General features: G+C 64.7%; 11 protein-coding genes. 9 read left to right on the top strand and 2 right to left on the bottom strand.

Annotated features, from left to right (window positions below; translation table 11 throughout):
• Positions 1-124: 124 nt before the first annotated feature.
• Positions 125-1339: a sialate O-acetylesterase gene (locus QX051_RS16455; protein ID WP_315776835.1), complete on the top strand. Its 1215-nt coding sequence runs from the start codon at positions 125-127 to the stop codon at positions 1337-1339.
• A 14-nt stretch (positions 1340-1353) separates the two neighbouring features.
• Here QX051_RS16455 and QX051_RS16450 read toward each other — a convergent pair whose 3' ends face one another.
• Complete coding sequence (locus tag QX051_RS16450) at positions 1354-2841, bottom strand: MDR family MFS transporter (RefSeq protein ID WP_315770930.1); 1488 nt, start codon at positions 2839-2841, stop codon at positions 1354-1356.
• 135 nt (positions 2842-2976) lie between these two features.
• On the opposite strand from QX051_RS16450, the gene QX051_RS16445 reads away from it, so the two are divergent.
• From QX051_RS16445 to QX051_RS16415, 7 genes are all read left to right on the top strand, one after another.
• Complete coding sequence (locus tag QX051_RS16445; protein ID WP_315776834.1) at positions 2977-3225, top strand: hypothetical protein; 249 nt, start codon at positions 2977-2979, stop codon at positions 3223-3225.
• 279 nt (positions 3226-3504) lie between these two features.
• Positions 3505-4992 carry an IMP dehydrogenase gene (gene guaB / locus QX051_RS16440; RefSeq protein WP_315770932.1) on the top strand — a complete coding sequence of 496 codons (1488 nt, stop codon included), beginning with the start codon at positions 3505-3507 and terminating at the stop codon, positions 4990-4992.
• 208 nt (positions 4993-5200) lie between these two features.
• Positions 5201-6223 (top strand): NADP-dependent oxidoreductase, encoded by a 1023-nt coding sequence (locus QX051_RS16435; RefSeq protein WP_315776833.1) that lies wholly within the window; start codon positions 5201-5203, stop codon positions 6221-6223.
• A 139-nt stretch (positions 6224-6362) separates the two neighbouring features.
• A complete protein-coding gene (locus tag QX051_RS16430) occupies positions 6363-6704 on the top strand; it encodes an MAPEG family protein (protein ID WP_315739188.1) in 342 nt (113 codons plus the stop codon).
• Positions 6705-6717: 13 nt separating this feature from the next.
• Entirely contained in the window at positions 6718-8019 is a 1302-nt protein-coding gene (locus tag QX051_RS16425; protein ID WP_315776832.1) for an RsmB/NOP family class I SAM-dependent RNA methyltransferase, read from the top strand.
• Between the two features lie 473 nt (positions 8020-8492).
• Positions 8493-10097: a glutamine-hydrolyzing GMP synthase gene (gene guaA, locus QX051_RS16420; RefSeq protein ID WP_315776831.1), complete on the top strand. Its 1605-nt coding sequence runs from the start codon at positions 8493-8495 to the stop codon at positions 10095-10097.
• Positions 10098-10159: 62 nt separating this feature from the next.
• Positions 10160-11530, top strand: coding sequence for an FRG domain-containing protein (locus QX051_RS16415; protein ID WP_315776830.1), 1371 nt, complete (start codon positions 10160-10162; stop codon positions 11528-11530).
• A 315-nt stretch (positions 11531-11845) separates the two neighbouring features.
• Here the strand turns inward: QX051_RS16415 and QX051_RS16410 are convergent, their stop codons facing one another.
• Positions 11846-12223, bottom strand: coding sequence for a winged helix-turn-helix transcriptional regulator (locus QX051_RS16410; protein ID WP_008524933.1), 378 nt, complete (start codon positions 12221-12223; stop codon positions 11846-11848).
• Between the two features lie 85 nt (positions 12224-12308).
• On the opposite strand from QX051_RS16410, the gene QX051_RS16405 reads away from it, so the two are divergent.
• Positions 12309-12929, top strand: coding sequence for an FMN-dependent NADH-azoreductase (locus tag QX051_RS16405; protein ID WP_315776829.1), 621 nt, complete (start codon positions 12309-12311; stop codon positions 12927-12929).
• Positions 12930-12954 lie beyond the last annotated feature (25 nt).

Raw genomic sequence — 12954 nt, 5'->3', positions numbered from 1 at the left:
TGTGTTCGGAGCGCAATCCAAGCCCCTCATGGTGAGGAGCGCCGCTTGCGGCGCGTCTCGAACCATGAGGCCCGGAACGGCTGGAAGTCATATGCAAGCTCTGGAACAGAGGTGATATCCAAGGTTGGCGACGAAGAGTGACTGGAACATGAACCTGCGTGTATCAATCGTCGTACTTGTCGCAGCGTGGTTCGCCTCGTTCGCTGCCACGGCCGGCGCCGCGGAGGTGCTGCCGGCCCGCGACGTCTGCCAGCCGACCACCGCGGCCAGGACACGCGACGGCAATTGCGTTCCCTGCGCCGTCGGACCGATCTCGACCCGCCCAGGCTTCCTGGCGCTGCTGGAGCAGATGCGAACGCGGCGCGCCGCCTTTGCCGACATCGACCGTCGTATCGACGGCGCGAGCAGCGACCCGGAGGTGCAGAGCCTGCTGCAGGGACGCAACCTCGCTCTTGCGCTGTACGGTTCTGACGCGGATTTCATCGCGGGCGGCAACGCCTCGCGCTGTCTCATGGGGGACAACGAGGCTGCGCGTGCCAGGGCGACGCCAATTGCCTGCGACGCCATTCCGCGCGAGGGGCTGGTGGTGCTTCTGACCGCGGGCCAGTCGAACATCTCCAACACCGGCGCGCCCGATCAGAGTGGCCGGCTCTATCAGCCTCACAACCGGTTCTACAATTTCGACCGCTTCGACGGCCGCTGCTACGTGGCGCGCAATCCGTTGCTGGGAACGCCGGGCGGGGGCGAGAACGTCGCCACCCGGCTGGGCGACGAATTGATCGATCGCGGGCTGGCGAAGACGGTCGTGATCGCACCCGTTGCGATCGGCGGGACTTATCTCGAGGAGTGGCGCGCCCGCGGCGGCAAGTATTTCGAGGTGCTGCTCGCAACCATCGCCGGCCTGCGCGACGCCGGTCTCGAGCCGAGCGCGGTGCTCTGGCATCAGGGCGAGTCCAACGCCTTCGCCTTCTCGACGAACGGGGCGGAGGACGGCACGCATCTGCAAGTCACCCCGAAGATGAAGGAAGCGGGCCGGCTGTCGTACTTGCGGAACTATCTGGAGATCGTCGCCGGCCTGCGGGCGGCCGACGTGACGGCGCCGATCTTCGTGGCCACGGCGACGCTTTGCGGCAGCGTTCCCGACGAGATCATACGCTCGGCGCAGGCTGCGGTGCCGAACCCGGCGCTCGGCGTCCATCCTGGCCCGGATACGGATCAGATCGGGCTTACGCTGCGCCATGACGGCTGCCATATGAGCCGTGCCGGCACGGAGCTGCACGCGCGGATGTGGGCGGATCGCCTCGCCGAGTTCTGGAAGTCCGGCGCGAGGAGACCTTGACCGGAGAACGGTCGCTACCCCAGCCGCTGATCCCGCACGTCCTGCGTGGTCTCGCTCGCCGATTTCCTGGCGGCCTTCTCCGCGCCCTTCTCAGCGCCCTTGCGGCTCGCGATCGCAGCCACCTTACGGCCTGAGATCTCGCTGCCGGCGTCATCCGGCATCTGCCAGAACAGGATCGACGACAGCGCCGAGGTGATGGCGACGACAATGAAGGCGGGCGCGAAGGACGACGCGGTGAGCTGGCTCGCGCCGTGCATCCACATCGTGGTCTCCACCGAGAACGCGCCGACCGCGACGCCGGCGGAGATCGCGAGCTGCTGGTTGACGCTGGTGAGCGTCGTGGCGCGGCTCATCTGCGCAGTCTCGACCTCGGCATAGGCCACGGTGTTGATCGCGGTGAACTGCAACGAGCGGAAGAAGCCGCCGACCACGAGAATGATCAGGATCAGCAGCAGCGGCGTCGCCGGCGTGAACAGCGCGCAGGCGGCGAGGAAGACCGAGCTGACGACGGCGTTGACGGTCATCAGATGGCGGAAGCCGAAGGCGCGGATGAGGCGCGCGGCCAGCGCCTTCATGCCCATCGCGCCGGCCGAGGAGCCGAAGGTGACGAGGCCGGACTGGAACGGCGACAGGCCGAAGCCGAGCTGCATCAAGAGCGGCAGCAGGAAAGGCAGTGCGCCGATGCCGAGCCGGAACATGAAGCCGCCGACGATCGAGGCGCGCAGGGTCGGCAGTCGCAGCAGCGAGAAGTCGAGCACCGGCGAGTTGGTCCGCCAGGAGTGGCGGACATAGAGCGTCATCGAGATCGCGCCGATCGCGACGAGACTGCCGACCACGGACCATGGCAGCAAATTGAGGCCGGCGACGGAGAGGCCGAAGGCGAGACCGGCGAGGCCGATGCCCGCCAGCACCATGCCGGTGAGATCGAACGGCTCGGGGTTCTCGCTCTTGATCGGATCGATGAAGCGCAGCGCCATGATGATGCCGACGATGCCGATCGGGATGTTGATCAGAAAGATCCAGTGCCAGGAGAAATAGGTGGTGATGAAGCCGCCGACCGGCGGCCCGATCACCGGGCCGATCAGCGCGGGAATGGTGACCCAGGCCATCGCGCCGACCAGCGCGCTCTTGTCGACGGAACGCAAGAGAACGAGACGCCCGACCGGCGTCATCATCGCGCCGCCCATACCCTGCAGGATGCGGGCGAACACGAAGTTCTCGACCGAGTTGGCAAAGGCGCAGCCGATCGAGCCGATCATGAACACGGCGACCGCGCTGGAGAACACGCGTCGCGCGCCGAAGCGGTCGGCGGTCCAGCCGCTGGCCGGGATGAACACCGCCAGCGACAGCAGATAGGAGGTGATGGCGAGCTTCAAGGTCAGCGGGCTGGTGCCGATGTCCCTGGCGATCGCCGGCAGCGAGGTCGCGATCACCGTGGAGTCCATGTTCTCCATGAACAGGGCGGTGGCGACGATCAGCGGAATGACGCGTTGCTTGTTCATCGGATGTCGGCGGCGGGGGAGGGCAGGCGGGCGGTGCGGCTTTAACACCCTGCGACGAACGAGGCCATTGCGCTGCTGGCATGGCCCCCTAAATGCAGCGCGACGCTGTCGCGTCCCGTTGTTGGAGATGTGCCGATGATCTACCTGCTCGCCGCTCTGGTGCCGCCGCTGGGCCTGCTGCTCAACGGGCAGCCGTTCGCGGCGGTGTTCAGCCTGCTGCTCTGCGTGGTGTGCCTGGTCCTCGGCCTGTTCTTCCACGTGCTGCTGCTGGTGCCCTCGGCTCACGCGCTGATCGCCGTGCACATGCGGCGGGAGGACCGGCGGCACCGCGAGGTGGTCGAGGCCATCCGCCGCTACGGCCCGCCGCCGGGCGCTTGGCGCTGAGGCCGGCGGGTCTGGAGGCGAGCGGAATTTCTGCTCCGGATTCAGGGTATTCACGATCTTTTATTGCGCGCGGAACGCGAATGAGGGCCGTTATCAGCCGTTCCTCGCAATCGCGGGAGGACGGTGGATCGGCCCTTTGATTCGTCACAGGCCCATGCTATCGACCCGCGTCAACCCCACCGATGGGCACCGATTCGACGGCGAGGCATGGTCTCGACGGCGGCGTCGCTCATCCGTACCCGCATCGCGGCCGTTTTGGCCGCAGACAAGGAGTTGACGATGGCGACCGTCCAGACACTTCGCGAAGCCTTCACCTTCGACGACGTGCTCCTGAAGCCGGGCCTCTCCGATGTGCTTCCCTCCGAGGTCGACATCCGCTCGCGCGTGACGCGCGAGATCCCGCTCAACATTCCGATCATGGCCTCCGCCATGGATACCGTCACCGAAGCGCGCATGGCGATCGCCATGGCGCAGGCCGGCGGTGTCGGGGTCATCCACCGCAATTTCGATCCCGAGGGCCAGGCCGCCCAGGTGCGCCAGGTCAAGAAGTTCGAATCCGGCATGGTGGTCAACCCGCTAACCATCTCGCCCGAGGCAACGCTCGCCGACGCGCTGGCGCTGATGAAGGATTACGGCTTCTCCGGCATCCCGGTGGTCACCGGCGGCGGCAAGGGCATCCCCGGCAAGCTGGTCGGCATCCTCACCAATCGTGACGTGCGCTTCGCCACCGATCCGCGCCAGAAGATCTCCGAGCTGATGACGCACGAGAACCTCGTCACTGTGCGCGAGGGCGTCGGCCAGGACGAGGCCAAGAAGATCCTGCACAAGCACCGCATCGAGAAGCTGCTGGTCGTCGACGATCAGTACCGCTGCGTCGGCCTGATCACCGTCAAGGACATGGAGAAGGCGGTCGCGCATCCGCTCGCCTGCAAGGACGGCCAGGGCCGGCTGCGCGTGGCCGCGGCGACGACGGTCGGCGAGGGCGGCTTCGAGCGCACCGAGCGGCTGATCGAGGCCGGCGTCGACCTCATCGTGGTCGACACCGCGCATGGTCATTCCTCGCGCGTGCTCGAGGCGGTCAACCGCATCAAGCGCATCTCCAACGCCGTGCAGGTCATCGCCGGCAACATCGCCACCCGCGACGGCGCGCAGGCGCTGATCGATGCCGGCGCTGACGCCGTCAAGGTCGGCATCGGCCCGGGCTCGATCTGCACCACGCGCATCGTCGCCGGCGTCGGCGTGCCGCAGCTCACCGCGATCATGGATGCGGTCGAGGCGGCCAAGAAGGCCGACGTGCCGGTCATCGCCGACGGCGGCATCAAGTTCTCCGGCGACCTCGCCAAGGCGCTCGCCGCCGGCGCCGATGTCGCCATGGTCGGCTCGCTGCTGGCCGGCACCGACGAGACCCCTGGCGAAGTGTTCCTGTGGCAGGGCCGGTCCTACAAGGCCTATCGCGGCATGGGCTCGGTCGGCGCGATGGCGCGCGGCTCGGCCGACCGCTACTTCCAGCAGGACATCAAGGACACCCTGAAGCTCGTGCCGGAAGGCATCGAGGGCCAGGTGCCGTACAAGGGCCCGGTCGGCAACGTCATGCACCAGCTCGCCGGCGGCCTCCGTGCCGCCATGGGCTATGTCGGCGCCAAGGATCTCGGCGAGTTTCACTCCAAGTCCGAGTTCGTCCGCATCACCGGCGCGGGCCTGCGCGAAAGCCACGTGCATGACGTCACGATCACGCGCGAAAGCCCGAACTATCCGGGCGGGGTGTAAGCGAGAAGGCCGCCACGCGTCCGTCATTCCGGGGCAGCATGACGCGCGTTTTGCGCGGCGTGCTGAACCCGGAATCTCGATATTGTCTTGCGCAATCACCTTTGCGCATCACCTCTGGATTCCGGGTTCGCGCTGACGCGCGCCCCGGAATGACGGAGGAGAGATCATCATTCCCTCGGCAACGATAAGAACATCAGGAGGAAACACCATGTCCCAAGCCAAGCGCATCGTTCTCGCCGCCCGTCCCGTCGGCGAGCCCAAGCCGTCCGACTTCCGCCTCGAGGACTACGCCGTCCCGACGCCCGGCGCCGGCGAGGTGCTGCTGCGCACGATCTGGCTGTCGCTCGATCCGTACATGCGCGGGCGCATGAGCGACGGGCCGTCCTATGCCCAGCCGGTGCCGGTCGGCGGCGTGATGGAGGCGGGGACCGTGTGCGAGGTGGTGGCCTCCAACAATCCCGGCTTCAAGGCCGGCGACATCGTGCTGGCGCGCGCCGGCTGGCAGACGCATGCGATCTCCGACGGCAAGGGCCTCGCCAAGGTCGACCCCAAGCTGGCGCCGATCTCGACCGCGGTCGGCGTGCTCGGCATGCCCGGCATGACCGCCTATACCGGCCTGCTCGACATCGGCCAGCCCAAGCCGGGCGAGACGGTGGTGGTCGCCGCGGCGTCCGGCGCGGTCGGCTCGGCCGTGGGCCAGATCGCCCGGATCAAGGGCGCCCGGGCCATCGGCATCGCCGGCGGCAAGGACAAATGCGACTACGTTCGATCCGAGTTTGGCTTCGACGACTGCCTCGATCATCGCGATCCCGATCTCGCCGCCAAGCTCAAGGAAGCCTGCCCGAAAGGCATCGACGTCTATTTCGAGAATGTCGGCGGCCCGGTGTTCGAGGCGGTGTTCCCGCTGTTCAACGCCTTCGCCCGCATGCCCGTCTGCGGCCTGATCGCCCATTACAACGACACCCAGTCGGTGGCGCCGAAATGGGCCGGCGCCCTGATGCGCAACGTGCTGACCAAGCGGCTCACCATCCGCGGCTTCATCGTTTCCGACTTCGCCTCCCGCCATGGCGACTTCCTCAAGGACATGTCGGCCTGGGTCCGCGACGGCAAGGTCAAGTACAAGGAGTTCGTCACCGAGGGCCTGGAGAATGCGCCGTCAGCGTTCATGGGCCTGCTGAAAGGTGCCAATTTCGGCAAGCAGCTGGTGCGGGTCGGGCCGGACAAGGCCTGAGCCACACTTGATGTGATTCTTCAGCCTCTCCGCAAAAACATGGGAACCATGGAGGCTTTTCGGGAGTCCTGAGGGAACCGGTTCATCCACGAGGGCCCGGCATCATGCCGGGCCTTCGACATTCCCAGGGGGATTTTCGATGTCGCTGACCATGGTGCTGCTGCCCGTCTTCGTCGAGGTCGGGCTCACCTTCGCGCTGCTGTTCTGGAACAGGACGCGGGCGCAAGCCACTGACGCCGCCGACGAATTCGGCCTGCCGACCCTGTTCTACGCCCTGATCGCCATTGCGCTGCCGCTGCGCCACGCCGATCTGGTGATCGTGCTGCTGTCCTGGGTGTTCGTGGTGACCCGCTTCGTCAATGCCGGCCTTGTCAGCGGCGCCAAGGACAGCCGCCAGCGCGGCCTCGCCTGGACCGCCTCGGCGCTGGTACTGCTGGCGATGTGGCTGTATTTCGCCCTCAAGATACTTCTCCTGATCTAGAACTGGACCCTGAATGACCCCCGCCGCCCGGCTGTCCGCCGCCATCGACATCATCGAAACCATCGAGGCCGACAGGGCGCCGGCGGCCAAGGCCCTGAAGGACTGGGGCACCGGCCACCGCTTCGCCGGCTCCGGTGACCGCGCCGCCATCGCCGGCCTGGTCTGGGACGTGCTGCGCCGCCGCGCTTCCAGCGCCTACCTGATGGAGGACGACACGGCGCGCGCCCGCGTGCTCGGCATGCTCAAGCTCGAGCGCGGCCTCGATGTCGCGACCATCGGTGCGATGTGCGACGGCAGCCGCTTCGCCCCGCCGCCGCTCAACGCGCAAGAGGAGAAGGCGCTGGCCTCGCGCACCACCGACGGCGCGCCGCCGCCGGTCGCCGGCGACTATCCGGACTGGCTCGACCCGTATCTCGCCGCCGTGTTCGGCGACGACCGCGTGGCGGAAGCCATGGCGATGGCCAGCCGCGCCCCGCTCGATTTGCGCGTCAACACGCTCAAGGCGAAGCGCGACAAGGTGCAGGCCTCGCTGAAGCATCTCGGCGCCGTGCCGACGCCATGGTCGCCGATCGGCCTGCGCATCACGCTCGGTGCCGACGCCCGCAATCCCGGAATCCATGCCGAGGAGGATTTCATCAAGGGCGCCATCGAGGTCCAGGACGAGGGCTCGCAGCTCGCGGCCTTGTTCACCGCGGCCAAGCCCGGCGAGCAGGTGATCGACCTCTGCGCCGGCGCCGGCGGCAAGACGCTGGCGCTGGCCGCGATGATGGGCGGCAAGGGCCGGCTGATCGCCACCGACCACGACAAGCGCCAGCTCGCGCCGATCCACGAGCGGCTGTCGCGCGCCGGGGTCCACAATGCCGATGTCCGCAGCCCGAAGGGCGACGCCGACCCGCTCGCCGACATCAAGGCCTCGGCCGACCTCGTCGTCATCGACGCCCCCTGCACGGGCACCGGCACCTGGCGCCGCAACCCCGACGCCAAATGGCGCATGCGCCCCGGCGCGCTCGAGATCCGTCTCAAGGACCAGGCCGAAGTGCTTGATCGCGCTGCGGGCCTGGTCAAGCCCGGCGGCCGCATCGCCTACATCACCTGCTCGGTGCTGCAGCCCGAAAATGGCGACCAAGTGAGAGCGTTCGTGGAGCGGCATCCGGAGTTCGCGGTTCAGCCCCCGGAGCAAACCGCCACCGTCCTCTGGGACAAGGCCGAGGCCTTCGCCGAGGCCGCGCTGAAGACGCCGGAGGGCTGGCTGATGACCCCGCGCCGGACGGGGACGGACGGGTTCTTCGTGTCGGTGCTGAAGAAGCAGGCGTAGCCGCACCCACACCGCCGTAGGGTGGGCAAAGGCGCTGCCGCGCCATGTCCGCGCACGACAATGGCAATGGCGCCGTGCCCACCGTGTCGCCGCTGTGAACGCCGCCCGACGGCGGGCACGGCGCGCATCAGCGTGGACCAAACGGAAGGCCTGCCACGCGCCTTTGCCCACCCTACGGCCCCCCCGCCGCGAACATTCCCCGCTGTCGTCCCGGGCAAGCCCCGCGCGCGTAGCGCGTGGGGCGCCGACCCGGGACCCATACTCCGCGGCCGTCGTCTGGCGCGAGCTGTGGCCACAGCGTGCCCGAGCCCCGCGTCCTGTGGCTATGGATCCCGGCTCGGCGCGAACTGGCGCAATGCTGCGCATTGCCCCAGTCCGCTTGGCCGGGACGACAGCGGTGGGTGGGGTACGCACCGGTGAATCGCTTGCTGGCAAGGGTTGCGAGACTCCCCGCCGCGGCGTAATTCCTTGCCATGACAGCCCAGCCCAACACCCCCGCCAGCGCCGCCGCCGACACCTCCGTGGCCGCGCTCCACGACAAGATCCTGATCGTCGATTTCGGCAGCCAGGTCACGCAGCTGATCGCGCGCCGGGTGCGCGAGGACGGCGTGTATTGCGAGATCGTGCCGTTCCAGAAGGCGGAGGCCGCCTTCCGCGAGATGCAGCCCAAGGCCGTGATCCTCTCCGGTGGTCCGGAATCGGTCCATGAGGAAGGCTCCCCGCGCGCCCCGCAACTGATCTTCGATAGCGGCGTGCCCGTGATGGGCATCTGCTACGGCCAGATGACGATGGCCGCCCAGCTCGGCGGCACCGTCGAAGGCGGTCACCACCGCGAGTTCGGCCGCGCCGATGTCGAGGTCAAGACCAACAGCCGCCTGTTCGACGGCGTCTGGCAGACCGGCGAGCAGCACCAGGTGTGGATGAGCCATGGCGACCGCATCACGCAGATGCCGCCGGGCTTCTCGGTCGCCGGCGTCTCGCCGAACGCGCCGTTCGCCGTGATCCAGGACGAGGCGCGCAAGTACTACGGCCTGATGTTCCACCCCGAGGTGGTGCACACGCCGGATGGTGCAAAACTGATCCGAAACTTCGTCCGCAACATCGCCGGCCTCGGCGGCGACTGGACCATGCACGCCTTCCGCGCGGAGGAGATCAAGAAGATCCGCGCCCAGGTCGGCAAGGGCAAGGTGATCTGCGGCCTGTCCGGCGGTGTCGATTCCGCCGTTGCCGCGGTGCTGATCCACGAGGCGATCGGCGACCAGCTCACCTGCGTGTTCGTCGACCACGGCCTGCTCAGGCTCAACGAGGCCGAGACCGTCGTCGATCTGTTCCGGCACCACTACAACATCCCGCTGGTGCATGTGGACGCCTCGAAGCTGTTCCTCGGCGAGCTCGCCGGCGTCACCGACCCCGAAGCGAAGCGCAAGACCATCGGACGACTCTTCATCGACGTGTTCGAGGCGGAAGCAAAGAAGATCGGCGGCGCCGATTTCCTGGCGCAGGGCACGCTCTATCCCGACGTGATCGAGAGCGTCTCCTTCACCGGCGGCCCCTCGGTGACGATCAAGTCGCACCACAATGTCGGCGGCCTGCCTGATCGCATGAACATGAAGCTGGTCGAGCCGCTGCGCGAACTGTTCAAGGACGAGGTCCGCGTGCTCGGCCGCGAGCTCGGCCTGCCCGACGTCTTCGTCGGCCGCCACCCGTTCCCGGGCCCCGGCCTCGCCATCCGCTGCCCCGGCGAGATCACGACAGACAAGCTCGACATCCTGCGCAAGGCCGACGCCATCTACATCGACGAGATCCGCAAAGCCGGCCTCTACGACACCATCTGGCAAGCCTTCGCGGTGCTGCTCCCCGTCAAGACCGTCGGCGTCATGGGCGACGGCCGCACCTACGACTACGTCGTCGGCCTGCGCGCCGTCACCTCGACGGACGGCATGACCGCGGATTTCTATCCGTTCGACATGAAGTTCCTCGGCAATACGGCGACGCGCATCATCAACGAGGTGAAGGGCGTGAACAGGGTGGTGTATGATGTGACCAGCAAGCCGCCGGGGACGATTGAGTGGGAGTAGGGGGCGGAAGAGTTTCATAGAATCGCTAGCTAGAGCGTTCTGGCAGCGGAGGGCTTGGCACCGTGTCAGAATATTTCAACTACATTGCTTTTAGCGATCGAGAATATGTCGAGCAGGCTAGCGAAATTGAAATGGGGCGGGGCCGTATTTTTGAGTACACGCCCGCTGATATCGCGGAGAGGCTCAAAGAACTGAATGATAGCTCGATCGCATTCTTGGAAAAGTTGCCTACATTTCTGTGTAGCGAGATCGACGCGTCGCGTTCGAGCGCTTCGATGGTCATCAAATATGGGTGGATCGACAAAACGATTGTTGGCTCCAAAGCCGTCGTCACCGTGTTTCGTGCTGTAATTGATTTCGGTGAGGTGACGTTTTCAGGGCTGCACCAGGCGTTAGATATTTTTGGAGCAGATCGATTCGAACTTTATCGCACGCATTGGGCGGTCCGCAGTGGAGACGCCCTGGACATCTTGGAAAAGTTAGCGGAGCTCAAGCCGGACCGATCTGCCAAGATCAAGGAGCTGCGTACAGGCTTGCCGGTCTCGAAAGAAAAGCCACCGGCGCCGGAGCGTAGGACTATCGGTGTTGCCGATAACGTCGAGTCCTTTCTTGCCCGACTTTACGAATTGTCCGCGACAGGGACGACGGAGGTCTTTTTCCGCGGACATGAAGACTCGTCATTCGAGCTGACCCCTTCTCTATTGCGGAAATGGTCGAATGGAGTGTGGCAGTACCTGCCTAACGAGGATCGACTATGCAAGGAGCTGCTCATTGCCCATCATGACGAATTTCTAGGTGATCAATATTGCTTCGACCAGCTCGTTCGCATGCAGCATTACGGCTTGCCGACCCGGCTTCTCGACATTTCTGGCAATCCTCTCGTGGCTCTATTCTTTGCCTGCTACTCGACTCCGACGCCTCTGGATGCGGATGGAGAGGTGATCATCTTTCAGGTGCAGTCAGAGAAGATAAAGTATTTTGACTCCGACACAGTTAGTTGCCTTTCGAACCTTTCAAACCTGACGTTTTCTCAGAAAAACGAACTCAATTTGAGTCTGGATCGTGATGCCTTCAACGAAACCGCGGTGGCCCGACGATTGCTGCATCATGTCAAATCCGAGAAAGGCTACTTCGAGGGGCGAATTGAGCCTGAACATCTTCGGTCGATAGTGTGTGTAAAAGCGAAGCAGACAAACATGCGAATCAAGTCGCAGTCCGGTGCCTTCTTGCTATTCGGTCACGAGGCCTCGTTGTCTGAGGCGGGTACAGACGATATTGTCATCTCAAGAATAACTATAAAGGAAAAACTGCGTATACTTGATCAGCTAAACAAGATTAATGTCAATGCAACCACCGTGTATCCGAGCATTGATCAAACAACTGCGCGCTTGAAAGAGCGATACCGTCGCCCCCTTCTTCCAAGTTCGATCTGATGATGGCGCCTCGGTAAGACGTAATATATCGGGTCGTTGTCCGCGCCTTGGGGATCTCACTCCCCCGCTTCAGCCAAGTACCTCCAGGGGTACCAGGGGTACGGTGACAGCACACTTTATTCTCACATACCGCCCGCCACGCCGGCGGATAGTTCTGCGGGCCGCCTGAGGTGTTTGGCTCATCTTTTCTCTCTTCGTCAATTCTGACTGAGAGATCGAAGACGATAGATCATGCGCGTTGGAAGACCCCAGCTCTGGCTGTGCGGCAACGGCGTGCCATAGCGTGCAAATCGGATAAGTGATGTCCGCTGCCAACTAGCTTGCATCGTATCGGACGCGAGCGTTTTGGATGTTCTCCTGATTGGTGTTCGCCCACGTAACGAGAGCCATTACTGGCGCAAGAAGCGTCCGTCCAACATCCGTCAACTCATAATCCACGCGTGGCGGAATAGTGGGGAACAATGTCCGCTTCACCAACCCGTCGCGTTCCAGTCCGCGCAAGGTGATCGTCAGCATCCGCTGCGAGATGCCGTCGATCTGACGTCTCAGCTCATTGAACCGAACTGGTCCATCTTTGAGCGTTGCGATGATGTACAAGCTCCATTTGTCGCCGACGAGATCAAGGATTTCCCGAACCATCCGACAGTCGTCACCTTTGCTCGGGGTAGGAAAATCAATGTCACTAAGTGTCATTGGGGTGCCTTCTTGCGAGGGACATGGCAGTCACCTTAATAGTGTTAGTAACAAGAGTTACTACGCTGTTCACGTCGGAGCAACCATGACCAACATCCTCCTCGTTACCTCGAGCCCTCGTGGCGCCGAGAGCCTGTCCACCCGTTTCGCGACCGAGATCGCCGAAGGCTTCAAGGTTCGCTTGGGCGGCACCGTTTTGACGCGCGATCTGGCGGCTAACCCGCTCCCGCATATCGGCCAAGCGTACATTCAAGGCCGCGTCGCGTCCCCCGAGGCGCGCACACCCGAGCAGCTCAAGGCGGTCGGCCTTGCCCAGGAGCTCGTCGATGAGGTGAAGGCTGCTGACGTGATCGTCTTGGGTTCAGGCATGATCAATTTCGGTCTATCGTCGCAGTTGAAGGCCTGGTTCGATCACATCACTTGGCCGCGCGTGACCTTTGGTTATAACGAAGCCGGCAGGCCGCAGGGATTGCTGACCGGCAAGAAGGTTTATCTGGTCACTGCCGCAGGCGGCGTCTTCTCCGAGGGTGACTGGGCTCCCTTTGATTTCCAGACCGCCTATCTGCGTCACCTCTTGGGCTTCATCGGCCTGGCCGACGTTGAAATCGTCCGTGTGGAAGGCACCGTCTTCGGGCCTGAGGCGGCCAAGGCCGCCATCGCCGCCACCGAAGCCCAGGTTCGCTCGGTCTTGGAAAAGGCCGCCTGAAAGCGGAGCGGCCGGCTGCTCAGGC

The organism is Bradyrhizobium sp. SZCCHNR1053 (assembly GCF_032381235.1).
Classification (GTDB): domain Bacteria; phylum Pseudomonadota; class Alphaproteobacteria; order Rhizobiales; family Xanthobacteraceae; genus Bradyrhizobium.
The sequence above is the reverse complement of the archived record's forward strand: the minus strand, read 5'-3'. Positions and strand labels throughout refer to the sequence as shown.